The 24,048-nt window shown below is 73.8% G+C and carries 22 protein-coding genes; 8 read left to right on the top strand and 14 right to left on the bottom strand.

Going from position 1 to position 24,048, the window contains the following annotated elements; genetic code table 11:
• Positions 1–26 precede the first annotated feature (26 nt).
• Positions 27–794, top strand: a complete 768-nt coding sequence (locus ACVCAH_RS04645; protein WP_447134775.1) for a VOC family protein — start codon at positions 27–29, stop codon at positions 792–794.
• On the opposite strand, the gene ACVCAH_RS04650 is transcribed toward ACVCAH_RS04645, so the two are convergent.
• From ACVCAH_RS04650 to ACVCAH_RS04665, 4 genes are all read right to left on the bottom strand, one after another.
• Positions 742–1,581 carry an ABC transporter ATP-binding protein gene (locus ACVCAH_RS04650; protein ID WP_447134776.1) on the bottom strand — a complete coding sequence of 280 codons (840 nt, stop codon included), beginning with the start codon at positions 1,579–1,581 and terminating at the stop codon, positions 742–744. The two genes, ACVCAH_RS04645 and ACVCAH_RS04650, sit on opposite strands and share 53 nt — an antisense overlap.
• The gene (locus tag ACVCAH_RS04655; RefSeq protein ID WP_447134777.1) at positions 1,578–2,663 is read right to left on the bottom strand and encodes a FecCD family ABC transporter permease; all 1,086 of its coding nucleotides are present in this window, start codon (positions 2,661–2,663) and stop codon (positions 1,578–1,580) included. Before ACVCAH_RS04655 ends, ACVCAH_RS04650 begins: the two co-directional genes overlap by 4 nt.
• A 31-nt stretch (positions 2,664–2,694) precedes the next feature.
• Positions 2,695–3,633, bottom strand: a complete 939-nt coding sequence (locus ACVCAH_RS04660) for an ABC transporter substrate-binding protein (RefSeq protein ID WP_447134778.1) — start codon at positions 3,631–3,633, stop codon at positions 2,695–2,697.
• 392 nt (positions 3,634–4,025) lie between these two features.
• Positions 4,026–5,906: a M14 family zinc carboxypeptidase gene (locus ACVCAH_RS04665; RefSeq protein ID WP_447134779.1), complete on the bottom strand. Its 1,881-nt coding sequence runs from the start codon at positions 5,904–5,906 to the stop codon at positions 4,026–4,028.
• A 213-nt stretch (positions 5,907–6,119) separates the two neighbouring features.
• Between ACVCAH_RS04665 and ACVCAH_RS04670 the strand changes: the two genes are divergently transcribed.
• Positions 6,120–7,451, top strand: a complete 1,332-nt coding sequence (locus tag ACVCAH_RS04670; RefSeq protein WP_447134780.1) for a peptidase C39 family protein — start codon at positions 6,120–6,122, stop codon at positions 7,449–7,451.
• A 78-nt stretch (positions 7,452–7,529) separates the two neighbouring features.
• On the opposite strand, the gene ACVCAH_RS04675 is transcribed toward ACVCAH_RS04670, so the two are convergent.
• From ACVCAH_RS04675 to mqnE, 3 genes are all read right to left on the bottom strand, one after another.
• On the bottom strand, positions 7,530–7,817 hold the full coding sequence (locus ACVCAH_RS04675; RefSeq protein WP_447134781.1) for a DUF4229 domain-containing protein: 288 nt from the start codon (positions 7,815–7,817) through the stop codon (positions 7,530–7,532).
• 102 nt (positions 7,818–7,919) lie between these two features.
• On the bottom strand, positions 7,920–8,342 hold the full coding sequence (locus tag ACVCAH_RS04680) for a hypothetical protein (protein ID WP_447134782.1): 423 nt from the start codon (positions 8,340–8,342) through the stop codon (positions 7,920–7,922).
• A 97-nt stretch (positions 8,343–8,439) separates the two neighbouring features.
• On the bottom strand, positions 8,440–9,609 hold the full coding sequence (gene mqnE, locus ACVCAH_RS04685; protein WP_447134783.1) for an aminofutalosine synthase MqnE: 1,170 nt from the start codon (positions 9,607–9,609) through the stop codon (positions 8,440–8,442).
• 239 nt (positions 9,610–9,848) lie between these two features.
• On the opposite strand from mqnE, the gene ACVCAH_RS04690 reads away from it, so the two are divergent.
• The 4 genes from ACVCAH_RS04690 to ACVCAH_RS04705 all read left to right on the top strand — a co-directional run bounded on the left by ACVCAH_RS04690 (position 9,849) and on the right by ACVCAH_RS04705 (position 16,082).
• The gene (locus tag ACVCAH_RS04690) at positions 9,849–11,384 is read left to right on the top strand and encodes a C40 family peptidase (protein ID WP_447134784.1); all 1,536 of its coding nucleotides are present in this window, start codon (positions 9,849–9,851) and stop codon (positions 11,382–11,384) included.
• A gap of 151 nt (positions 11,385–11,535) precedes the next feature.
• Positions 11,536–13,461 carry a hypothetical protein gene (locus ACVCAH_RS04695; protein WP_447134785.1) on the top strand — a complete coding sequence of 642 codons (1,926 nt, stop codon included), beginning with the start codon at positions 11,536–11,538 and terminating at the stop codon, positions 13,459–13,461.
• Positions 13,462–13,660: 199 nt separating this feature from the next.
• Positions 13,661–15,352: a DEAD/DEAH box helicase gene (locus ACVCAH_RS04700; protein WP_447134786.1), complete on the top strand. Its 1,692-nt coding sequence runs from the start codon at positions 13,661–13,663 to the stop codon at positions 15,350–15,352.
• Between the two features lie 100 nt (positions 15,353–15,452).
• Positions 15,453–16,082: a putative glycolipid-binding domain-containing protein gene (locus ACVCAH_RS04705; protein ID WP_447134787.1), complete on the top strand. Its 630-nt coding sequence runs from the start codon at positions 15,453–15,455 to the stop codon at positions 16,080–16,082.
• A 10-nt stretch (positions 16,083–16,092) separates the two neighbouring features.
• Here ACVCAH_RS04705 and ACVCAH_RS04710 read toward each other — a convergent pair whose 3' ends face one another.
• From ACVCAH_RS04710 to ACVCAH_RS04720, 3 genes are all read right to left on the bottom strand, one after another.
• Positions 16,093–17,184 carry a PLP-dependent cysteine synthase family protein gene (locus tag ACVCAH_RS04710; protein WP_447134788.1) on the bottom strand — a complete coding sequence of 364 codons (1,092 nt, stop codon included), beginning with the start codon at positions 17,182–17,184 and terminating at the stop codon, positions 16,093–16,095.
• A gap of 22 nt (positions 17,185–17,206) precedes the next feature.
• Positions 17,207–18,034, bottom strand: a complete 828-nt coding sequence (locus ACVCAH_RS04715; RefSeq protein WP_447134789.1) for an SDR family NAD(P)-dependent oxidoreductase — start codon at positions 18,032–18,034, stop codon at positions 17,207–17,209.
• 136 nt (positions 18,035–18,170) lie between these two features.
• Positions 18,171–18,629, bottom strand: coding sequence for an Lrp/AsnC family transcriptional regulator (locus tag ACVCAH_RS04720; RefSeq protein WP_447134790.1), 459 nt, complete (start codon positions 18,627–18,629; stop codon positions 18,171–18,173).
• A 269-nt stretch (positions 18,630–18,898) separates the two neighbouring features.
• On the opposite strand from ACVCAH_RS04720, the gene ACVCAH_RS04725 reads away from it, so the two are divergent.
• A complete protein-coding gene (locus ACVCAH_RS04725) occupies positions 18,899–19,165 on the top strand; it encodes a BldC family transcriptional regulator (protein ID WP_447134791.1) in 267 nt (88 codons plus the stop codon).
• Between the two features lie 60 nt (positions 19,166–19,225).
• On the opposite strand, the gene ACVCAH_RS04730 is transcribed toward ACVCAH_RS04725, so the two are convergent.
• The 3 genes from ACVCAH_RS04730 to ACVCAH_RS04740 form a co-directional block, all read right to left on the bottom strand.
• The gene (locus ACVCAH_RS04730) at positions 19,226–19,855 is read right to left on the bottom strand and encodes a UbiX family flavin prenyltransferase (protein WP_447134792.1); all 630 of its coding nucleotides are present in this window, start codon (positions 19,853–19,855) and stop codon (positions 19,226–19,228) included.
• An 84-nt stretch (positions 19,856–19,939) separates the two neighbouring features.
• Positions 19,940–20,914 carry a menaquinone biosynthesis prenyltransferase MqnP gene (gene mqnP, locus ACVCAH_RS04735; RefSeq protein ID WP_447135039.1) on the bottom strand — a complete coding sequence of 325 codons (975 nt, stop codon included), beginning with the start codon at positions 20,912–20,914 and terminating at the stop codon, positions 19,940–19,942.
• Positions 20,911–22,371, bottom strand: coding sequence for a menaquinone biosynthesis decarboxylase (locus ACVCAH_RS04740; protein ID WP_447134793.1), 1,461 nt, complete (start codon positions 22,369–22,371; stop codon positions 20,911–20,913). Before ACVCAH_RS04740 ends, mqnP begins: the two co-directional genes overlap by 4 nt.
• Positions 22,372–22,533: 162 nt before the next feature.
• Between ACVCAH_RS04740 and ACVCAH_RS04745 the strand changes: the two genes are divergently transcribed.
• Positions 22,534–23,349: an alpha/beta fold hydrolase gene (locus tag ACVCAH_RS04745; RefSeq protein ID WP_447134794.1), complete on the top strand. Its 816-nt coding sequence runs from the start codon at positions 22,534–22,536 to the stop codon at positions 23,347–23,349.
• 64 nt (positions 23,350–23,413) lie between these two features.
• Here the strand turns inward: ACVCAH_RS04745 and ACVCAH_RS04750 are convergent, their stop codons facing one another.
• Positions 23,414–23,968 (bottom strand): carboxymuconolactone decarboxylase family protein, encoded by a 555-nt coding sequence (locus tag ACVCAH_RS04750; RefSeq protein ID WP_447134795.1) that lies wholly within the window; start codon positions 23,966–23,968, stop codon positions 23,414–23,416.
• Positions 23,969–24,048 lie beyond the last annotated feature (80 nt).

A 24,048-nucleotide genomic window follows, 5' to 3' on the forward strand; every position in this document is an offset into this window, starting at 1 on the left:
CGAGCAGAGGAAGCCGAGCCGAAGCCATGACGGACATTCCACCGGGGGCGCCCGCCTGGGTCGACCTGGTCACCACCGACCTCGCCGGCGCAGTGCGCTTCTACGCGCCGCTGTTCGGCTGGGCCGTCGCCGAGGCGGACCGGGAACCCTCGGCCGACGGTCACCTCGTCTTCCATCAGCAGGGCAGACCGGTGGCCGGTGCCGGACCGGGGGCGGGCCCGCAACGGCCGCCCGCCTGGACGCCCTACCTGGTGACCGACGACGCCGACGGGGCCGGCCGGCGGGTGACCGCCGCCGGCGGCCGGATCCTGACCGAACCGTCCGACGTCCCCGGCTCCCGGCGGACGGCGCTCTTCGCCGACCCGGCCGGGGCGTCGTTCGGGGTGTGGCAGTCGCTCGGCATGCCGGGGGCCGAGGTGTTCGACGTACCCGGCTCGCTGACCTGGGCCGAGCTGACCACGCGGGAGTCGGACCGGGCGAAGGAGTTCTACCGGGCGGTGTTCGGCTGGACGGCGGACGACCAACCGATGGGCCAGATCACCTACACCACCTGGCAGCTGGACGGTCGTCCCGTCGCCGGGATGATGCCCATGATCGGCGAAGACTGGGGCGGCCTCCCGTCCCACTGGATGGTCTACTTCGCGGTCACCGACACCGACCGGGTCGTCGCCGAGGCGCTGCGGACGGGCGCGACGCTCGCCGTCCAGCCGACGGATCTGCCGCGGGGCCGGTTCGCCGTGCTCACCGATCCCCAGGGGGCGTTCTTCTCGATCCTCGGGACCACTCCGCCCTGACCGTACGCGGCTCCGGCCGCACCGGCACCACCAGCGGGCCGTGCTCGCCGTCGACCACCCGCACGCTGGCCCGGTAGTGCTCGGCGAGCAGTTGCTCGGTGAGCACCTCGCGGGGAGTGCCGCTGGCGACCACCCGGCCGTCGGCGAGCAGCACCAGCCGGTCGGCGTACTCACCGGCGACGGAGAGGTCGTGCATCGTGGCCAGCACGGTCAGGCCGTGCGCCCGGCGCAGCTGATCGACCAGCTCCAGCACCTCCTGCTGGTGGCCGATGTCCAGCGCGCTGGTCGGCTCGTCGAGCAGCAGCAGGGTGGCGCCCTGGGCCAGCGCCCGGGCCAGGAAGACCCGCTGCCGCTCGCCGCCCGAGAGGGTGGCCAGCTCTCGGTCGTGGAAGCCGGCGAGGTCCAGCCGGTCCAGCACGTCGTGGGCGGCGGCCAGGTCGGCGGCCGACTCCCGGCCCAGCGGCGGGATGTAGGGGGTGCGGCCGAGCAGCACGTAGTCCAGCACCGGCATGCCGGGGGGCACGACCGGGGACTGGGCCACGGTGGCCACCACCCGGGCCCGGTCCCGGCGGCGCATCGACTCGCTCGGCGTACCGAAGAGGGAGATGGCGCCCGGCGCGGGCAGCAGGCCGCCGACGGCGCGCAGCAGGGTGGACTTCCCGGCGCCGTTCGGGCCGATCACGGTGACCCACTCGCCGGCGGCGACGGTCAGGTCGACCCCGGCCAGGATCGGCGCGCCGCCCAGGCGGACGCGCAGGTCCCGCACCACGACGGCCGGGGTGCTCATCCGACCATCCGCCGGGTGGTGTGCAGCACCAGCACGAAGAACGGGCCGCCGAGCAGCGCGGTGACCACCCCGATCGGGACCTCGGCGGGGGCGGCGGCGGTCCGGGCCACCACGTCGGTGAGCGCCAGGAAGGCGCCGCCGAAGAGCAGCGAGAGCGGCAAGATCACCCGGTAGCTCGACCCGGCGAGCAGCCGTACGGTGTGCGGCACGATGATCCCGACGAAGCCGATCAGGCCGGAGGCGGAGACTGCGGCGGCGGTGCCGAGCGAGGCGGCGGCGATCAGCAGGTAGCGGGAGCGCTGCGGGTGCAGCCCGAGGCTGGTCGCCTCGTCGTCGCCGACGGAGAGCACGTCGAGCTCCCGCCGGTGCAGCAGCACCACCACGCCGGTCAGCAGGAAGTACGGCAGGACCAGCCGGACGTCGTGCCACCCGGCGGTGGCCAGCCGGCCGAGCAGCCAGGAGTAGACCTGCTGGATGCTGTCGGAGTTGCGTTGCAGCAGGTACGTCTGCCCGGCGGAGAGGAACGCGGAGACGGCCACCCCGGCCAGGATCAGGGTGGCCGGGGAGCGGCCGCGGCCGCCGGCGGCGCCGAGCAGGTAGGTCATCGCCACCGCGCCGATCGAGCCGACGAACGCGGCCAGCGGGATGGTCGGCGGCAGCCCGGTCAGCGCGCCGCCCGCACCCACCCCGAGGGTGATCACGGCGGTGACCGCCAGGCCGGCCCCGGCCGCCACCCCGAGCAGGTACGGGTCGGCCAGCGGGTTGCGGAAGACCCCCTGGTAGGCCGCGCCGGCCAGGGCCAGCAGCCCGCCGACCAGCAGACCGAGCACCACCCGGGGCAGCCGCAGCTCGGTGACGATGGCGATCTCCCGCTCGGTCAGCCCGCTGTCGATGCGTACCCCGGGAATGAGGTTGAGCAGCTCGGCCGCGACGCTGCCCGGCGGCAGGCTGACCGGGCCGAGCGACACCCCCGCGACCAGGGCGACCAGCACCGCGACCACGCCGGCGACGAGCCAGCGCGGCCGCAGCCCGGCGGGCCGGGACGCGCGGGGCGTCCCGGCCGGCCGGGTGGGTGGTGCCATGACGGCTGCCCTGGTCATCGCCGGGTGCGGGTCACGCCTGGGCCTTGGCGACCGCGTCGATGATGGCCCGGAGCAGGTCCACCACGCGGGGGCCCCAGCGCGAGGCGATGTCGTCGTCCAGCGCGACGACCTGGTTGTTCTTGACCGCGGTGATCCCGGCCCAGCCGGCGCGGGCCTTGACCGTCTCGGCGCTCTGCTGGCAGCACTTGGTGTCGGCGAGGAAGACGAAGTCCGGGTCCGCCTTGACGATCACTTCCTGGGACAGCTGCGGGTAGCCGCCGTTCTTGCCGTCGGCGTCGGCCGGGTCGGCGATGTTCGCAAGGCCCGCCATCGCGTAGAGGGAGCCGATGAAGGTCTTGCTGGTCGCGGTGTACAGCTCCGGGCCCAGCTCGTGGTAGTAGGTCAGCTTCTCGGCGCGCTGCGGCAGGCCGGCGACCAGCTTGGCGATGTCGTCCTTCATCCGCTTGGTGACGTCGGCGGCCTCGGCCGGGTGGCCGGTGAGCGCGCCCAGGTCGGTGATCTGCCGGTACGAGTCGTCGAGCGTGGTCGCCGCCGAGGTGATGTAGACCGGGATCTTCAGCGTGCCGAGCTGCTCGACGATCTTGTTGCGGTCGTCGGAGAGCACCACCAGGTCGGGGCTCTTGCCGGCGATCGCCTCGGCGTTCGGGGAGAAGCCGGACAGGTCCGTCTTCGGCGCGTCCGGCGGGTAGTTCGAGTTGTCGTCGACGGCGGTGACCTGCGGGCCGGCGCCGATCGCGTAGAGCATCTCGGTGGCCGACGCGGAGAGCGACACGATCTTCTCGGGCCGCTTCTCCAGCGTGAGGTCGCCGACGGTGACCGGGTAGGCGGCCGTGCCGGCGCTGCTGCCGCCGGCGGCGGGCGTGTCGGGGGTCTTCTCGGCGCAGGCGCCGAGGGCGAGCGCGGCGACCGCGAGGGTCGCGGCGAAGAGCCGGGGGATACGTCTGGACATCTGTCCTCCTGTCGGTCGAGGAGTGTGGTGCTTCGCCGACAGGGACCCCGTGCGCCCGTCCGCGAGGCGCCCTTCCTCGAGAGCGCGAGTCGCGACCGCTCCGCAGGCGACCTGGCTCGTCCACCGCGCGTCGGGCGCCGGCCGGGGCCGGCGACGCCGCACGGGGCATCACAGTTGCGGGACAGCGCCGGTTTCGCACCGGCTTCGCTGCGGGATGGTCGGTAAGACGGTAGCGCACCGCCCGGACGTGCTCATCCGCCGACGGACAGATCGCCGCCGGCCGGCCGTCCGGCCCGCGCTGGGGCGGGTCACCGGCGGCCGTCCGGCGGCGATATGTCCTCGAACGGGCTGGTGGGTGGGGCCCCGTCGGGGGCGGAACGGGGCCCCACCGGTCAGGAGCTGGTGATGGTGACGTTGTCCACAGCCGCCTCGACCAGGCTCGCGCCCGAGGCGTCCGCCGCCTCGACGAGGATCCGCACCGACTGGCCGGCGTACGGGGTGAGGTTCAGGTTCGCCACCGCCCAGGCGCCGTTGCGGTTGGTGGCCGCCCCGGACTGGGTGAACAGGGCCGTGCTGCCGCCGCTGTGCACCACGCTAACCCGGAGGTAGTCCGCCGACGAGGCGTTCGACCCGTGCGCCAGGTACCAGGCCAGCGAGAGGGTCAGCGTGCCCGCGGACGGCAGGGTCACCGCCGGCGACCGGGCGCTGGTCACCCCGCCGTCGACGTCGTAGTCACCCGCGCCGACGCCGGCCAGCCGGCCGGTGACCAGGTCGTTGCTGCCGGCGTACGGGGTGAGCTGCTTGGCGCCGCTGGACGTGGTCGCCTGCGCGGCGCCCCGCTCCCAGGCCCCGAGGGTCGCGGTGTCGGTGCCGTTCGGGTTGGTCGTCCACCCGGTCGCGGTCTCGAAGGTGTCCGACCAGACCGTGGTGCCGCCGCCACCGCCGCAGTACTGCGCTTGCTTGCCGATCACCCGGTACGGGCAGTCCGCGTACTCGCTGAGCAGCAGCACCGCCTCCCGGTTGCGCGAGGTCTCCCGCGGAATCACCTCGTCGGGCGGGTAGAAGCCGCCCCCGGTCGCCGAACCCGGGTACATCTCGAAGGTGTACGCCCAGATGCCGTGGGTGCCCCACATCCAGTCGATGCTGTCGCCGTCGGTGATGTAGAGATCGCTGGACTGCTGCGGGGTGTAGCCGTTGGTGTTCGCCATCTGCTGGCCCAGTGTGGCGAAGGTGCTGTACTGGTCGGCGGTCATCCCGGGGGCGGTGTTGTTGTAGGTGTAGCCGAACGGCCAGAGCACCAGCTGCGAGTAGGTGTGGAAGTCGATGTTGGCCTTGATCTGCTGCACCCCGCCGACCACCCGGCTGCTGACGAAGTCGCGCAAAGCCCGGGTCTCCGGCGCGGAGAACGCCGACGGGCCCCGGTAGGTCTCCGACGAGGTGGAGCCGGACGACCCGCCGCAGCAGCCCCACTGATAGGACCAGTTGCGGTTCAGGTCGGTGCCCACGTAGGACGAGCCGCTGTTCGGCTGCCGGTTCTTCCGCCAGGAGCGGTAGGAGCCGGTGGCGATATCGTACTCGCTGCCGTCCGGGTTGACCGTCGGCACGATCCAGATCTCCCGACTGTTGACGATGCTGGTCACCCGGGAGTCGGAGCCGTAGCTGTCGGTGAAGAGGTTGAGTAGGTAGACCGCCATCTCCACGGTGAGGTGCTCGCGGGCGTGCTGCTGGGCGTTGAAGAGGATCTCCGGCTCGCTCTCGTCGGTGCCGACGTTGTCGGAGATCTTCACCGCCATCAGGTCGCGGCCCTCGTACGAGCTGCCGATGCTGATCTTGCGGGCGATGGCCGGGTGGTCGGCGACCACCTGGTTCACCACGGCGGTCAACTCGGCGTAGTCGTGGTAGTTCGAGTCGGCCGGCGGGAAGGCGGTCGTGCCTACGTCCCCCTCGGCGTGGTGGTGACCGTCGGCGGACGGGGCGGGGACCGCCTCCAGCCGGAAGCCGAGCCGGGTGATGGCGGCCGCCTCGGCCGGGGTGGCCGAGACGTTGAGCACGCCGTGCTCGACGTAGTCGATCGCGGCACCGGTGCCGGCGACCGCGGTGCGGTCGGCCACCGTACGCGGGCCGAGCACCCGGTAGGACGCGGCGGCGGTTCCGGCGTCGCGGTCCGGGGCCGGCCGTGCGGTGGCCGGTGCGGCGGCGACGGTGAGCAGTCCGAGCCCGGTGGCGACGGCGAGCGCCAGCCGGCGGCGGAGGGTTGGGGTGCGGAAGGCCATGGACAACCTCCTCGGAGGGCGGGAGATCCCGCTCGGTGGGGGACACTCCACCACCAGCCACATGGTCATATCAATATTCATCGCTGTTTGGTCCATGCCAGCCGGATCCTCACACCGGCAAGGATTTTCCATCTGTCGACCTATGGCGAAACTTCCTTGCGAGCGGGAGACTGACCGGCAACGATGCCCCACCTCTCTCCCTGTGGAGTAGCGATGCCCAGACCACGTCTATCCGCGGCCGTCCTCGCCGGCGTCACCGCGCTCGCCCTCCTCGGCACGACGGCACCCGTCGGCGCCGCGCCGGTCGCCACGACGGTCGCCCACGACGAGCAGATCACCTACCACGACTGGGCGGGAGCCACCGACTGGCAGGCCGGCACCGCCGCCGGCACCGTGGTCACCCCCGCCGGCCTCACCCTCGGCTCGCCGGTCGGCACGATCGCCTACAAGGACCCGTACGACAAGACCAAGCGGTCCTACGCGTACGGCACCTGGACCTCGCCGGTCACCGACATCGGCTTCGACGCGAGCGAACTGGTCGCCTCCTGGAACGCGGACACCCCCGCCGGCAGCTGGCTCCAGGTCGAGCTGCAGGGCACCTACTCCACCGGCCGGCAGACCCCCTGGTACGTCATGAGCCGCTGGGCCTCGGGCGACGGCGACATCAAGCGCACCACGGTCAACAAGCAGGGCGACAAGTGGTCCACCATCTGGACCGACACGTTCTCGATCAACGACGAGACGGCCGGGGTGCTGCTGCGGGCCTACCAGCTGCGGGTGACCCTCTACCGGGACCCGGCGCAGACCGCGTCACCCGTCGTCCGGATGGTCGGGGCGATGTCCTCGTTCGTGCCCGACCGGTTCACCGTCACGCCCAGCGCCGGCGGGATCGCCTGGGGCACCGAGCTGGCGGTGCCGCGCTACTCGCAGAACATCCACGCCGGCCACTACCCCGAGTACGACGGCGGCGGGCAGGCCTGGTGCTCCCCCACCTCCACCACGATGGTGATCGAGTACTGGGGCCGGCGGGCATCCGCGGAGGACACCGCGTGGGTCGACCCGACCTACCCGGACCCGACGGTGAACCACGCCGCCCGGATGGTCTACGACTACGCCTACGAGGGCGCCGGGAACTGGCCGTTCAACACCGCCTACGCGGCCAGCTTCCCGGGCATGGAGGGTCGGGTGACCCGGCTGCACTCGCTGGACGAGCTGGAGCGTTTCATCGCCGCCGGCATCCCGGTGGTCACCAGCCAGTCCTTCCTCGCCAGTGAGCTGGACGGGGCCAACTACGGCACCTCCGGTCACCTCTTCGTGGTGGTCGGCTTCACCGCCGACGGCGACGTGATCGTGAACGACCCCGCCTCGTCCAGCAACGACGTGGTGCGCAACGTCTACCCGCGGGAGCAGTTCGAGCAGATCTGGCTGCGCACCCAGCGGATCAACGCCAGCGGGGGCGTCTCCGGCGGTCCGGGCGGCATCGTCTACCTGATCAAGCCCACCGACGTCGCGTGGCCCCAGGTCGCCGGCTCCACCAACTGGTGACCTGACCGGCCACCCGATCCCCTTGTCGATCAAGAGGTTCGCGTCATCCCGGCACGGCCGGTGACGCGAACCTCTTGGTCACTTGGTGGAGTCGGGATCCGGGCGGTCGGAGGTGGCGGGCTGGTCCTCGCCGGCGAGGGCGGCGCGGAGACGTTCCTTCTCGGCCCGGCGGCGCTCGGCGGCGGTGGCCATCTCCTCGGCCATCTCGTCGCGCCAGCCGCGCAGCAGGAAGAAGGAGGCCGCAGCGGAGAAGGCGAGCGCCAGCATCAGCTTCAGGAAGACGTTCATGTCGACCAGCCAGAGCGCCGCCAGCACGACGACGAACAGGCCGATCCGGGCCAGCGTGTACTTTACCGCCGCGCTCACGACGCCAGCCCAGTTCGCGACTGCGGGGCTGGCAGACCCGGCGCACTCCTCGCGCTCACTTTCCCACTCCGTTCTCCACCGCCGGGATCACCGGCGGAAGCCTCAGCCCGTCCGACGGGCCAGCCAGCGCACGCCCGGGAACCACACCACCGCGTAGCCGAGCGTGAATGCGGTCGCGGCCAGCGCGCCGGACGCCAGCGGCGGCAGGCCGGCGACCAGGCCGGCCACCACCAGCCCGGCGACCACCCCGACCGCGGCGGCCAGCAGCGCCGCCACCACCCGGGCCGCGCCGAACGCCCAGGCCCGGAAATCGTCCCAGAACAGCCAGGCCGGCAGGATCACCGCCAGCCAGCCGTTGGCCCGGCCGAAGTCGCCGTCGCCGACCAGGGCGAACACCCAGTCGAAGAGCACCAGCGCCAGCACGCCGATGACCAGCCCGGCCAGGCTCACCCCGAGCAGGTCACCCAGGGTACGGATGCGGCCCTCGGCGTCGCGCCGCGGGAAGCCGCTCTGCTGCTCGGTCATTGCCTACGAGGGTACGTGCCGGCTCAACGACTGTCGGGACACCCCGGGGCGAGCGAGGCGGAGTCCAGGCCGCGATCCGGGGTGTCCCGACAGTCTCTCAAGCCCAGACCCGCTGCGGCTCGGCGCGGCGCTCGGCCAGCGACGGCGCGGTGTCGTACTCGCGGACCACCTCGTAGCGGGTGTTCCGCTCCACCGGCTGGAAGCCGGCGTCCCAGATCAGGTGCAGCAGGTCGTCCCGGTGCATCGTGTTCGGGGTGCCGTACGCGTCGGCGTCGTGGGTGATCTTGTATTCGACCACCGAGCCGTCCAGGTCGTCGACGCCGAAGTTGAGCGAGAGCTGGGCGACCGACAGCCCGTGCATGACCCAGAAGCACTTCACGTGCGGAACGTTGTCGAACAGCAGCCGGGAGACCGCGAACGTCTTCAGCGACTCGGCCGGGGAGGCCATCGTGGTCCGGGCCTGGATCCGGTTGCGGATCTTGCCGTCCGCCGAATCGACGAAGTCGTGCTGGTAGCGCAGCGGGATGAAGACCACGAAGCCGCCGGTCTCGTCCTGCAGCTCGCGCAGCCGCAGCACGTGGTCGACCCGGTGCCGGGGCTCCTCGATGTGCCCGTAGAGCATGGTCGACGGGGTCTTCATGCCCTTCGCGTGGGCCAGCCGGTGGATCCGCGACCAGTCCTCCCAGTGGCAGGCGTGGTCGACGATGTGCTGCCGGACCTCCCAGTCGAAGATCTCCGCGCCGCCACCGGTCAGCGACTCCAGGCCGGCGTCCATCAGCTCGTCGAGGATCTCGTCCGCGCCCAGCCCGCTGATCTTCTCGAACCACTGCACCTCGGTCGCGGTGAACGCCTTGAGCTTGACGTTCGGCAGCGCGGCCTTCAGCTCGCGCAGCACCTTCGGGTAGTAGCGCCAGGGCAGCGTGGGGTGCAGGCCGTTGACGATGTGCAGCTCGGTGAGCTGCTCGTCCTCCATCTCCTTGGCCTTGCGGACCGCCTCGTCGATGCGCATCGTGTAGGCGTCCTTCTCGCCCGGCTTGCGCTGGAACGAGCAGTACGCGCAGGAGGCGGAGCAGACGTTGGTCAGGTTCAGGTGCCGGTTGACGTTGAACATGACCCGGTCGCCGTTGAGCTCGGTACGCCGGTGGTGCGCCAGCCGCCCCAGCCAGACCAGGTCGTCGCTGGAGTAGAGAGCGATGCCGTCCTCCCGGGTCAGCCGCTCCCCGGCGTACACCTTCGCTTCGAGCTCCCGCTTGAGTCCGGCGTCCATCGAAAGCCACGTCCCTTCCACCTGCAGGTCGGGATCGAGCCTACGTCGCCCCCGCCGACGGTCTCCGGCACGGTCGACGCGGGTGCCCGCGCTCACCGAACTCTCAGCCTGCCGTTACCTGGCCATGCATCGACATCGCTGCCTCCGTGCGGTAAGACAGGATGGGACGCGACACACACTGGTAGCGTCCGCACGGCCGCGTCCACCGAGCGCGGCGGCAGCACCGGACGGGGAGCGGAATGGTCGACAGCGGGCGCGGGCGGCGACACGGACGACGGCGGCCGGTGATCTCGCCGGTGTTACGGCCGGCGCTCTGGTCCGCCCTGCTCGGCGCGGTGGCCGCCGCGGTGCTGGCCAGCCCGTCCTACGCGGAGCCGGGGCTGCCCACCAGCGTCCCCGACACCGGCGCCCGTCCCACCTACAGCGGGGCGCTGCGACTGCCCGGCGGCGCGCCGGTCCCCGGCCTGCCCGGCACTCCCGGCGCACCGGTGTCCAACCTGGGCAACGGCCCCCTGGCCAGCGCGATCTACGCGGCCGAGGTGCGGGTCGGCCAGCTCGGCGACCAGCTGCTGCTGCTGCGGCAGAAGCGCACCGACGCGGAAGGCCAGCTGGCCACGGCCAGGCGGGACCTCGACCTCGCCCGGGACGCGCTCGCCCGGGCGCAGCAGGGCGCGGACGTCGCCGCGGCCGACGCACTCAAGGCCGCCGCGGCCCTGCCGCCCGGCGGGTTCGCCTCCGACCTGCACGACCTGAACCGGCTCTCCCGGATCACCCGGGGAGAGAAGGCCGAAGGCGGCACCACCGCCGCCGACGGCGAGCTGTCCCGGGCCCGCACCGGCGAGCAGGTGGCCTACCAGGCGTGGCTGGCGGCCGACTCCCGAGCTCGGGGCGCCCAGCAGGAGTACGCCAGCACCGAGCAAGCCCTCCGCGCCGAGGAGGCCAAGCTGCTCAAGCTGCGCAAGGACAACGCCGCGCAGCTGGTCGAGATCGAGAAGCAGCAGGAGGCGGCCGAGCAGCGGCTCGGCGCGGGCTACCTCGCCAACGAGACGGTCAACGGGCTGGCCGCGCACCCGATGGCGCTGGCCGCGGTGGCGTACGCCAAGGCACAGCTCGGTGATCCCTACCTCTGGGCGGCCGAGGGACCGGACCGGTTCGACTGCTCCGGGCTGATGTGGGCCGCGTACCGCTCGGCGGGCTACCACGCCCTGCCCCGGGTCTCCCGCGACCAGTACTACGCGACCCGCTCCCGGACGGTGGCCCGCACCGCACTGCTCCCCGGCGACCTGCTCTTCTTCGCCTCGGGCAGCAGCTGGACGAGCATCCACCACGTGGGGATGTACATCGGCGGCGGCAAGATGGTGCACGCCCCGACCACCGGCGACGTCGTCAAGATCTCCACGGTCCGCTGGTCCCGGCTCTACGCGGCCACCCGGGTGATCGGTGCGGTGCCCGCGCCGACCACCGCCCCGACCCCGACCCCAAGCCCGACCACGACCAAGCCGAGCACCCCGAAGCCGACCGAGACGGGCAAGCCGGGGCCCACCCAGCCGGGCACGACGCCGACCCGGCCGCCCAAGCCGACGCCGACCACCCCGTCCCCGACCCCCACGCCCACCGGCACCACCTCGCCGAGCCCGACCGGCTCGCAGACCTCGGCCGCGCCGTCCCCGGACGAGACGACCACGTCGGCCCCGGCCAGCGCCTCGGTGAGCGGCGACCCGGAGGCCAGCGAGAGCACGGCGAGCGGTTCGGTGAGCGCGAGCGCCAGCAGCTAGGCCGGCGCCCGGCCGGCTCGGGCGAGGGCGCTTATCGGCGCGGAACGGACTCCGGCTGTGCGGTCGGGGCGGAATGTGGCACGGTGACAGTCAGGCACGCCCGGACCGTCGCCGCGGATCCGGGTGCGAGCGTGGCGCGGAGGGCGAGCACATGGCCGATCAGCAGGTTCCGGCGGAGCCGGTCGACGACGCGCCGGGCCCGGCCGACCGGGCCGAGGTGACGGCTCGAAAGTCGGCCGAGCCGCCCGCCGTCCGGCCGTCCCCCGCCGAGCCGTCCCCCGCCGAGGCCGGGCCGACCACCGACGAACCCGGCACGGCCACCGAGGACGCTGATCGAGCCGCCGTCGAAGAGGCCGAGCCGACCCCCGACGTTAAGGCCGCGCCGACCCCCGCCGAGGTGGCCGAGCCTGCCCCCGCCGAGGCGGCCGGGTCGGTGCCCGCCGTGAAGGCCGAGCCGGCCCGCCCCGAGGTGGCCGGGTCGGCGCCCGCCGTGACGGCCGAGTCAGCCGCTGCCGAAGAAGGCGAGCCAGCCGCCGCCGGGGTGGGCGCGGCCGAGGAAGCCGCTGGTGGGGAGGCCGCGCCGGCCGCCGACCGGCACGGCACGCCGATCGCGGGTGCACCGGACACGGCCGGTCCGATCGGCGCCGGGGCGCTGTCCGGCGGCGCCGCCCGGGCGAGCGCGCGGGTGAGCGTCGCGAGCGCCGTCACCCCGCCGGACGGCGGGGCGTCGCCCCCGGCGGCCGGCGCCACCACCTACCGGGCCACCGCCTCGGCCACCCCCGTCGCGCCCGCCGTTCCGGGCCAGCGCACCGGGGCTCCGGCCCGGGCCAGCGCCGCCGTCCCCGGCGCCAGCCGGATCTCGGCCGACGAGGTCGAACTGGCCGCCGACGGCCGCGCCGGCGCGGCAAAGGTCTACCGGGCCGGACCGGTCAACCCGGAGCCGCCCGAGCCCGCCCAGCCGCCGGAGCCGGCCCAGCCGCCGAAGCCGCCCACTCCCGAGCCGGAGCCGGCGCCCGCGCCAGTGCCGCCCGTACCCGGGCCGAAGCCGCCCGCGCCCTCCCCGCCCGTGCCGCGCCCGACGCCGCCGACCCCCGGGCCCTACCCGCCCGGCCCGGTGCCGCCGAAGCCGGGCCCCACCCCGCCCGGTCCGGTGCCGCCGCTGCCCGGACCGCCGGCGCCACCGCCCGGTCCGCCGGTGCCGCCGCCTCCGCCGCCGCCCGGGCCGACGCCGGCCCCGCCGTTCCCGCCACCGCCGGCCACCTCCGCCGCGCCGGGACAGCCACCGGTCTTCACCGCCCGGGCGACCGCACCGGTCTCCAACCCGGCCGGCCCGCACGGCGCCGCGCCCGCCCCGCACGGCGCCGCGCCCGCCCCGCGCGGGGCAGCGTCCGTCCCGGCGGCGCCCGTCTCCGGGGCACCGGCCGCCCCGGTACCCACCTCCGCCCCGCCGGTGTCGGGGCCGCCCTCGTCCACACCGCCGGCCACCGCTTCGGTCAGCTTCCCGCCCCCGGTGTCGGGCCCGCCCGCCACACCGCCGTCGGTGTCCGCGCCGCCAGCCACGTCGCCCTCGGCGTCCGCCCCGCCGGCCACACCGCCGGCCGCGGCGCCGTCGGTCCCGGTGCCGCCCGTGGTGCCCGCACCGGCGCTGCCGGCCTGGCCGCCGCCGACCGCCCCCGCCGACCGGCGGGACGACCGCGCCAGCGGGCTCAACCCGGGCGCGTCCGGCGGAGCCGCTCCCTGGTCGGCCACCCACCCGGCCAGCGCGTCCGGCCAGCCCGGCCGGTACGACGGCGGGCCGGATCTGGCCGGCACGGTCTACGGCGCCGGCACCGAGGGACCGGGCTTCGTTACGGTGTCCTTCCCGGCCGGCAACCCGCTGGAGAACTCGGGCTCGCTGACCGGACACATCCTGGCCCAGGGCTGGGCCGACTCCCCGGCCGCCGAGCGGTCCAGCACCGCCCGGGTGGTCATCGTCCTGGCCGCCTCGCTGGGCCTGCTGGTGGCGATCAGCGTGCTGGTCGTACTGCTCGCGAACGATGCCATGGACGGGTTGGTGGGCGGCGTCCTGAACGGCTGACCCGGACGGCGGGCGGCGATGGTGAGCCCGCCCACTACGGCTCCGCGCCGCCGTGCGGACCGGTCGCGCCGCCGTACACTTGTGGAGATCACTGACCCGGCGCGCGTCCTGCGCGCCCATGGGCGATCTTGCGGGCGATTCGGCGGCGTTCAGCCGCGACCGGCCATCGCGAAGATGCGCCCCGCTCGAAAGGCATTTCTTGACCACCTTTGCTGATCCCAGCACGTTTCCGTCCGCCTTCGACGCCCCCATCGGGGAGACCATCGAGCAGGCCGCCGCGGTGACCGCCGCCGAGCCGGCCGCCGAGCCGGTGGACGCCACCCCGACCCCCGACTTCGCCGCGCTGGGGCTGCCCCAGCCGCTGGTCCGCGCGCTGGCCCGACAGGGCATCACCACGCCGTTCGAGATTCAGACCGCCACCGTGCCGGACGCGCTCGCCGGCCGGGACGTCCTCGGCCGGGGCCAGACCGGCTCCGGCAAGACCCTCGCCTTCGGCCTGCCGCTGCTCGCCCGGGTCGCCGCCGGCGAGCGGGCCCGGCCGCTGCACCCGCGGGCCCTGGTCCTGGTGCCGACCCGGGAACTGGCCATGCAGGTCAACGACGCGCTGCTGCCGCTCGGCAAGGCGGTCGGCGTGTTCCTCAAGACCGCCGTCGGCGGCGTGCCGTACGACCGGCAGATCGACGCCCTGCGGCGCGGCGTGGAGATCGTCGTGGCCACCCCGGGGCGGCTCGGCGACCTAATCGACCGGGGTGTCTGCCGCCTCGACGACGTCGAGGTCACCGTGCTCGACGAGGCCGACCAGATGGCCGACATGGGCTTCCTGCCGGAGGTCACCGAACTGCTCGCCAAGACCCCGGCCGGCACCCAGCGGCTGCTCTTCTCGGCCACTCTGGACGGTGATGTCGACGCGCTGGTCAAGCGGTTCATGACCGACCCGGTCACGCACTCGACCGCGCCGTCCACCGCATCGGTCTCCACCATGGACCACCACCTGCTGCTGATCCCACCGCACGACAAGTTCCCGGTGGCGGCGTCGATCGCGGCCCGCGAGGGCCGGACGATGGTCTTCGCCCGGACCCAGCTGGGCGTGGACCGGCTGGTCGAGCAGCTGGCCGCGGTTGGCGTACGGGCCGGCGGGTTGCACGGCGGCAAGACCCAGCGGATGCGTACCCGCACCCTGGCCGAGTTCCGCGAGGGCCGGATGAACGTGCTGGTCGCCACGGACGTGGCGGCCCGGGGCATCCACGTGGACGGGGTGTCGCTGGTGCTGCACGTCGACCCGCCCAAGGACCCGAAGGACTACCTGCACCGGGCCGGGCGCACCGCCCGGGCCGGCGAGTCGGGCGCGGTGGCCACCCTGGTCCTGCCCAAGCAGCGCCGGACCACCCTCGCCATGCTGGAGAAGGCCGGCGTGGAGCCGGCCCAGGCCCGGGTGCGGGCCGGCGACCCGGCGCTCGCCGAGCTGACCGGCGCCCGCGAGCCGAGCGGCGTGCCGGTGCGCAACGAGCCCGAGGAGCCCCGCCGGCACGGCGACCGGCCCGGCGGCCCGCGCCGCTACGGCGACCGCCCGCAGGGCGAACGCCGCTACGGCGACCGGCCCCAGGGCGACCGACGCTACGGCGACCGGCCGCAAGGCGAACGCCGCTACGGTGACCGGCCGACCGACGGCCGCACCTACGGCGACCGGCCCCAGGGCGAACGCCGGTTCGGGGACCGCCCGCAGAGCGAGCGGCGCTACGGTGACCGGCCGACCGACGGCCGTACCTACGGCGACCGGCCGCAGGGCGAGCGGCGCTTCGGCGACCGGGGCGGGTTCCGGCCGGAGGGCCGGGGTCGGGACGACCGGCCGCGCGACGACCGGCGGGGCCGGCCGGCGGCGCGTACCCACTGAACCGGTCGACGGACCATGGACGCCGTCGCGGAGCTCCGGCTCCGCGGCGGCGTTTTCACATGCCCTGCCGACGTGTCCCGGGTCGCGTAACGTCCGGCTCATGCCGACCATGCCGAAGTCGCTCTTCTGGACCCGGACGGACACCGCCGGCGCCGAGCACGCCCGGTTCGACGACGCCCGGGGGCTGACCGCACGGGGCACCCAGCTGGCCGTGGACCCCATCCCCTACACCTGCCGCTACCAGTTGTCGACCGACGAGCGGTGGGCGAGCACCCGGCTCGAGATCGAGGTCGAGGGGGCGGGCTGGCTGCGCAGCGTACGCATGGAGCGGGCGGCCGACCGGTGGCGGGTGACCACCGCCGAGCAGGGTGACCTGGACGCGGCGCTGACCGCCGCCGGCAATCCACCGGCCGGGCTGCCCGGCACCGACGAACCGGACCGGCTGGCCGACGCGGTCGACATCGACCTGGGCGGTTCGGCGCTCTTCAACACCCTGCCGGTACGCCGGCTCGGGCTGACCGACGCGCCGCCGGAGACCGCGCACCGGATCACCGTCGCCTGGGTGCTGGTGCCGAGCCTGCTGGTGGTCCCCGCCGAGCAGGTCTACACCGCTCTGGGCCCCGGGCGGGTCCGGTTCGCCAGCGACACCTACGCCGGCGACCTGGACCTGGACGCCGACGGGTACGTGCTGCGCTACCCGGGCCTGGCCGAGCGCTCCGGGGTGAGCTGAGCCGAGGGGCTCAGGCCGGCCAGGCGCCGGTGGCCAGGAAGCGCTCGACGGTAGCCAGGTGCGGGGCCAGGTCGAGGCCCTGGGCGGCCACCCACCCGTCGGCGTAGTAGGTGTCGGCGTACCGGTCGCCGGCGTCGCAGATCAGGGTGACCACCGAGCCGTGCCGGCCGTCGGCGAGCATCCCGGCGATCAGCCCGAACGCGCCCCAGAGGTTGGTGCCGGTCGAGCCGCCCACCCGCCGGCCGAGCACCGCGGAGGCGGCCCGCATCGCCGCCAGCGACGCGGCGTCCGGCACCTGGACCATCCGGTCGACCACCGAGGGCAGGAAGGACGCCTCCACACTCGGCCGGCCGATCCCCTCGATCCGGGAGCCCCGGCCGGTGCGGACCGACCAGTCGGCCGCCTGCCAGGCCGGGTAGAACGCGGAGTTCTCCGGGTCGACCACGCAGAGTTTCGTGGGCAGCCGGCGGTACCGGGCGTACCGGCCGATGGTGGCGCTGGTGCCGCCGGTGCCCGCGCCCACCACGATCCAGGCCGGCACGGGGTGCCGCTCCAGGGCGAGCTGCGCGTAGATCGACTCGGCGATGTTGTTGTTGCCCCGCCAGTCGGTGGCCCGCTCGGCGTAGGTGAACTGGTCCATGAAGTGCCCGCCGGTGTCCTCGGCCAGCCAGCGCGCCTCCACAACCACCTTGGCCGGGTCGTCAACGAGGTGGCAGCGGCCGCCCTGGAACTCGATCTGGGCGATCTTCTCGGGCGAGGTGGAGGCCGGCATCACCGCGATGAACGGCAGCCCGAGCATCCGGGCGAAGTACGCCTCGGAGACCGCGGTCGACCCGGACGAGGCCTCCACGATGGTGGTGTCCGGGCCAATCCAGCCGTTGCAGAGCCCGTACAGGAAGAGCGAACGGGCCAGCCGGTGCTTCAGCGAGCCGGTGGGGTGCACCGACTCGTCCTTGAGGTAGAGGTCGATCCCCCACTCCCTGGGCAGCGGGAAGGGCAGCAGGTGGGTGTCGGCGGACCGGTTGGCGTCGGCCTCCACGGTGGCGATCGCCTCGGTCACCCAGACCCGGCTGGCCTCGTCGCACCGGTCGAGATGAGTCACGCCGGAAACCTAACAAGGCCGGTCAGGGCCGGTCCGCCCCGCCCCGGCGGCGCTGCCGGCGCTGCCCGGCCCGACCGACCGCACCGATCACCGGGGTCAGCCCGAGCGCGAGCCGGGGCAGCGTGTCCAGCAGCCGCACCTGCGCGCCGCGCCAGCGCGGCAGGCTGACCACCGGCCGGGGCCGCCGGGCCAGCCGGACGGCCCGCGCGGCCACCCGTTCCGGGGTGAGCAGCGCGCCGGTGAAGGAGACCGCCGCGCCGGGGTCGTCCAGCCGGTCGTGCAGCATCGGCGTCCAGATCCCGTCCGGGCACAGGCACGACACATGTACGCCCCGCTGCCCGGCCGCCCGCAGGTCGGCCAGCGTGCCCAGGCTGAACGCGAGCAGGGCGTGCTTGCTGGCCGCGTAGACGGTCTCGCCGGGAGCGGCGATCAGCCCGGCCAGCGAGACGACGTTGAGCACGTGCCCGTACCCCTGGGCCCGCATCACGGCCAGCGCGGCCAGGGTGCCGTTCATCGCGCCGAGGGTGTTCACCTCGACGATCCGCCGCCGGGTCGCCGCGTCGTGCTCCCAGGACGGCCCGGTGACCAGGATGCCGGCGTTGTTGACCCAGAGCCCGAGGCCGCCCCGGCCGGCCGCCTCGGCGGCCACGTCCGCGCAGGCCGCCTCGTCGCGCACGTCGAGCGGGCGGGACCAGCCGCCGAGCGGGGCGGCGGCCGCGGCCACCGCGGCCGGGTCGAGATCGGTGAGCAGCACCGGCCAGCCGTCGGCGTGCAGCGCGGCGGCCAGCGCCCGGCCGAGACCGCCGGCGGCGCCGGTCACCACGGCGGCTCCGGGCGCGGGCGTGTTCATCGGCGCACGCTACCGCCGCCGCCCCGGGCCGCGCCAGAGCCCGACCGACCGGGCGGCACCCGGCCTGACCCGGGGCACCACAGCCCGGCGGGCGCCGGAGCCGACCCGGGCGCCAGGGCCGGCCCGGCGGGGGCGGTCAGGCGGGGGGCGGGCTGACCGGTTGCGGGCGGTTCTCCCACTTGGTCGACAGCGCGATGCCGGTGCGGGTGGAGGCCACCCCCGGCGTCCGGTTCAACCGCACGATCAGCCGCTCCAACTCGGCGATGGTGGTCACCCGCGCCTTGAGCAGGAACGACTCGACGCCGGCCATGAAGTAGCAGGACTCGATCTCGGGAATCGCCCGGAACGCCTCCAGCACGTCGTCGGTGTCGGCGCCGGAGTCCTCGATGATGCCGATCAGCGCGGTCACGCCGAGCCCGACCGCCTCGGGCTCGATCTCCGCCCGGTACGCCCGGATCACCCCGCCAGACTCCAGCTTGCCGACCCGCTCGTGCACGGCGGGCGCGGAGAGGCCGACCTGTCGGGCCAGTTCGGCGTAGGACAGGCGGGCGTTGCCGCGCAACAGTTCCACGAGGCTCAGGTCGATGGCGTCCACGGAATGTAGACCCTAGTCGCAGAGGCGTAACGCCGAGCGTTCGGCATCCGTTGAACATAACGACGTGTAACTGTTTGCAGACTCAGAGTAAAGGGAGCGTCGTCCAGGTAATATTTCCTAACTTCCCACTCAGTGCGTTTTTCGCGTTTGGCGGACAGGCCAGGTCGCTGGTGCTGTAATTGCCATACGTCCCTCATGACGGCTCTGGGCTCGCACCGGCCGGGGGCAGTGTGTTCAGCCGGGGGCTTCGTCGACGCGAGGAGGGGGCTGTGGACACTGGAGATCGCCTGCTGACACCGGGAGAGGTCGCCGCACTGTTTCGGGTTGACCCGAAGACTGTGACGAGATGGGCAGCGGCGGGCCGGATAGGAAGCATCCGGACTCCAGGCGGGCATCGCCGGTTTCGGGAATCCGAGGTGCGAGCCCTGCTTGAAGGGGAGGGCATGCTGGACGAGGCGGAAGACGTGGGCAAAGCGCGCAACGTTGGCCCCACCGCCTCGACCGGGCCGGGTCCCGCCAACGCCGGGATGTACTGAATGGCACGGAGATCGGCACGCGGACCGGGCGCCGGGTCCGGTCCGCGTCCTGCCTGAGCCTCAGGCCCGGGCGGCGCCCAGCTCGCCCGACCAGCGCCGGAACAGGGTGTGCGGTACGCCGAGAGCGTCCAGCACCTTGCCGGCCACGAAGTCCACCAGCTGCGCGGCGGAGGCCGACGCACCCGCGCCGTAGAAGCCGGGGCTGGCCGGCAGCACCACCGCACCGGCGTCGTGCAACGCGATGAGGTGCTCCAGGTGGCTACGGGTCACCGGGGTCTCCCGGGGCACCACCACCACCGGCCGCCGCTCCTTGAGGTTGACCTCGGCCGCCCGCTGCAGCAGGTCCTTGGAGAGCCCGATCGCGATGCCGGCGCAGGCCGCCGTGCTCGCCGGCACCACCGCCATCCCGCGCACCCGGTAGGAACCGCTGCTGGGTCCGGCCGCGAGGTCGCCGGCCGGCCAGTGCCGCACGTCGGCGCCGGCCAGGTCCCGGCCCAGCCAGGTGGCGAGGTCCTCGGCCCAGTGCCCGTCGCGGAACGGGCGGCCGGTCTCGTCCAGCAGGGTCAGCCGGGCCGCCCGGGAGACGATCAGGTCCACCGGCTGCCCGGCGTCGAGCAGCCCCCGTACGACGGCCGCCGCGTACGGCGTGCCGGACGCCCCGGACACCCCGACCACCCATGGCTCACGCATGCCCACCAGCCTGCCTGGTCGCCGCCACCGGGCGCCGCCCGCCCCCGGCAACCGGCGGCCGGAGGAGTCCCGGAGCCCCCCGGATCAGGCCCGCAGGCCGAGCCGGACCACCAGGTCGAGCAGGGCGAAGGCGAACAGCGCGATGCCGACGAAGCCGTTGGCGGTGAAGAAGGCCCGGTTGACCTTGCTCAGGTCGGTCGGGCTGACCACCAGGTGCTGGTAGCCGAAGGCGGCCGCGGTCAGCGCCAGGCCGATCCACCAGAGCCACCCGAACCCGACCAGCGCGCCGAACCAGATGAAGAGCCCGAAGGTCACCACGTGCGCGACGGTCGAGGCGTGCAGCGCGAACCGCAGCCCGTACCGGGCCGGGACGCTGTGCACGCCGATCTGCCGGTCGACCTCGGCGTCCTGGCAGGCGTAGATCAAATCGAAGCCGCCGATCCAGAGCCCGACCGCCGCGCCGAGCAGCCAGGCCGGCCCGGAGCCGGCCAGGGTGCCGGTGACCGCCAGCCAGGCGCCGACGGGGCCGACCGCCTGGGCGACCGCGAGGATGGCGTGCGGCCAGTTGGTGAACCGCTTGCCGTACGGGTAGACGACCAGCGGCACCACGGCGAGCGGCGCCAGCACCAGGCAGAGCGGGTTGAGCAGGGCGGCGGCGGCCAGGAACACCACCAGCGCGACAGCCGCGCCGGTCCAGGCCGTGCGGAGGCTCACCGCGCCGGTGACCAGTTCGCGCGAGGCGGTACGCGGGTTCCGCGCGTCGATCCGCCGGTCCAGGATCCGGTTGGCGGCCATCGCGAACGTCCGCGCGCCGACCATCGCCACGGTGATCAGCAGCAAGTCCACCCACCGCACCCGCCCCCCGTCGACCCGCATGGCGGTCAACGCCGACAGGTACGCGAACGGCAGCGCGAACACCGAGTGCTCGATCGCCACGAGGTCGAGGAAAGCCCGGACCCTGCTCCGCGATCGTGCGCTTGCCGCCCCGGCAGAGCCGGAGGAACCGGGCGAATCGGGGGCGGAGACGGCAAGATCGCGCGGATCGGAGGTGGCCATCAGATGCCGTACTCCTTCCAGCGCTTGTCGACCAGGGAGACCACCTCGGGGCTCATGGACATCTCCTCGGGCCAGCCCCGGGTGTAGCCCTCCCCGGGCAGCTTGCGGGTCGCGTCGACGCCCGCCTTGCCGCCCCAGAACTGCTGGTAGGACGAGTGGTCCAGGTGGTCCACCGGGCCCTCGGTGAGCAGCAGGTCGCGGGCGTAGTCGACGTTGCCGAAGGCGCGGAAGGCCACCTCGTTGTAGTCGTGCACGTCGCAGTCCTCGTCGACGATCACGATCAGCTTGGTCAGCGACATCAGGTGCGCGCCCCAGATCGCGTTCATCACCTTCTGCGCGTGCTTCGGGTAGCGCTTGCGGATCGACACGATCGCGCAGTTGTGGAAGACCCCGGCGGCCGGCAGGTCGTAGTCGACGATGTCCGGGATCAGCAGCTTCAGCAGCGGCTGGAAGATCCGCTCGGTGGCCTTGCCGAGGCCGTGGTCCTCCTGGGGTGGCTTGGAGGTGACGATCGAGTGGTAGACCGGGTCGCGCTGCATGGTCATCGCCTCGACGTGCAGCACCGGGAACGGCTCGACCGGGGTGTAGAAGCCGGTGTGGTCGCCGAACGGGCCCTCCGGCAGCCGCTCGCCGGGCTCCAGGTAGCCCTCCAGCACCACCTGCGCGTGCGCCGGCACCTGCAACGGCACGGTGAGGCAGTCGACCATCTCCACCCGCTCGCCGCGCAGGAAGCCGGCGAACAGGTACTCGTCGATGTCGCTGGGCAGCGGCGCGGAGGCGGCGTACGAGATCACCGGGTCGCAGCCGATCGCGACCGCCACCGGCAGCCGCTGGCCCAGCCGCTCGGCGACCGCGTGGTGGGCGGTGGAGTCCTTGTGGATCTGCCAGTGCATGCCGAGAGTGTTGGGCGAGTGCTGCTGGAGCCGGTAGAGGCCGAGGTTGCGCTTGCCGGTCTCCGGGTGCTTGGTGTGGGTCAGCCCGTAGTTGTGGAAGATCCCGCCGTCGCCCGGCCAGACCTGCAGGCCGGGCAGCCGGTTCAGGTCGACGTCGTCGCCCCGGTAGACCACCTGCTGGCAGGGGGCGGTCTTCACCTTGCGCGGCGGCACCGACTTGAGCTGCATGACCTTGCCCAGGCCCTCGCGGATGCCGGACCAGCCCACCGGCAGCTCCGGCTTGACCAGCGCGCCGATCCGGGCGCCGATCTCGTCCAGCGACCCGACGCCGAGCGCCATCGCCATCCGCTTCTCGGTGCCGAAGAGGTTGATCGCCACCGGCATCTCGCCGCGGGTCGGCCGTTCGAAGAGCAGCGCCGGCCCATCCGCCCGGACCGTCCGGGTGACGATCTCGCTGATCTCCAGCGTGGGGTCCACCGGGACGCTCACCCGCCGCAGCTCACCCGCCTGCTCCAGGGCCGCGAGGAAGTCCTTCAGATCGGTGTACGGGAAGCCACGAGCCGCCATGGGAGCCAGTCTCCCGCACCGGTCGACGGCCCGCCCACGCCGGGTCGGGTGATGTCGACGGCCCAGTGTGCGCTCCGCCACACCGGCCGCCGATCGGGGTGAACCTGTCGGTGCCCGGCGGCAGCATGCGTGGGCCGTCACAGCGAGTGCGAGGGAGCCGGGATGCCACGCCGTACGTCCGTAGCGTTGAACGTCGTCGAGCGGGGCGCCGGGACACCGGTCGTCGCGCTGCACGGCTGGACACCGGACCACCGCCTGATGCTCGGCTGCCTCGAGCCGGTGTTCGCCGGGCGCAGCGGGTACCGGCGGCTGTACCCGGATCTGCCGGCCATGGGCGCCTCCCCCGCACCGCCGGAGATCGCGAGTTCCGACGACGTGCTCGACGCTGTGCGGGACTTCGTGGACGACACCCTGGGCGACACCCCGTTCCTGCTGGTCGGTGAGTCCTACGGCGGTTACCTCGCCCGCGCGCTCACCCGGTCCCGCCCGGAGCAGGTGCTCGGGCTGGCGCTGATCTGCCCGGTCGGCACGGCGGTGGAGCAGGCGGAGCGCCGGGTGCCGCGGCAGCAGGTGCTGCGTCCCGACCCGGGCCTGCTCGCCTCGACCGACGCCCGGACCGCCGCGGAGTTCGCCGACCTCGCGGTCGTGCAGACGCCGGAGACGTTGCGGCGGTTCCGCGATGAGATCCTGGCCGGTCTGGATCTGGCCGACACCGCCGCGATGGCCCGGATCCGTCAGCGGTGGACGCTCACCGAGGACCCGGAGGGCGGCGCGCTGTTCGCCCGGCCGACGCTGATCCTGACCGGGCGGCAGGACCACGCCACCGGCTACCTCGACCAGTTCGCGCTGCTGCCGCACTACCCCCGGGCGACCTTCGCGGTGCTGGACGTGGCCGGCCACAACCTGCAGATCGAGCAGCCCGGGCTCTTCGACGCGCTGATCGGCGAGTGGCTCGACCGGGTGGCCGCCGAACGCTGACCGGCTCCGCCGCCGCGGCCCGGGCGGCCGGACCCACCGCGGCCCGACGCAGGACGCGCCGCGGTCAGCCGGCGGGCGTCCAGGCGTAGTCCGCCAGCGGCGGGTCGACCGGCGCGCCGGTGAGCCGGTTGGCGAAGGTGGAGATGGTGTAGACGCCGACGCCGAGCACCACGTCCAGGGCCTGCCGCGGCTGGTGGCCGGCGGCGAGGAAGGCGCGGGTCTGCTCGTCGGGGACATCGCCCCGGTGCTCCAGCACCGCCAGGGTGAAGCGGCGCAGCGCCTCGAGCCGGTCGTCGGGCAGCGGCGTGCCGGCGCGCAGCGCGTCTACCAGTCGGGGGTCGGCGCCGAGCCGGGTCAGGGTGGCGGTGTGCAGGGCCACGCAGACGTGGCACTCGTTGCGGGTGGCGACGGTCAGCACGACCACCTCCCGCTGCACCGGGTCGAGGCTGCCGGCCTCGAAGCCGGCGTTGGCGGTGAGGAAGGTCTGCAGCAACGCCGGGGACTCGGCCATCAGGGCGACGGCGGCGGGCAGGTAACCGAACTTCCGGCGTACCGCCGCCAGGGTGGGTCGGGCGGCGTCGGGCGCGGTGTCGGCGGTGTGCGGGGTGAAGACGGGCATGGCGACCTGCTTTCGCGGGTGACGGAGGCGGCGACGGATGGAGCCGGTGGCGGCGGCGCGAGGATCGGGGCCGGGCGTGA

Source organism: Micromonospora sp. LZ34 (assembly GCF_052981855.1).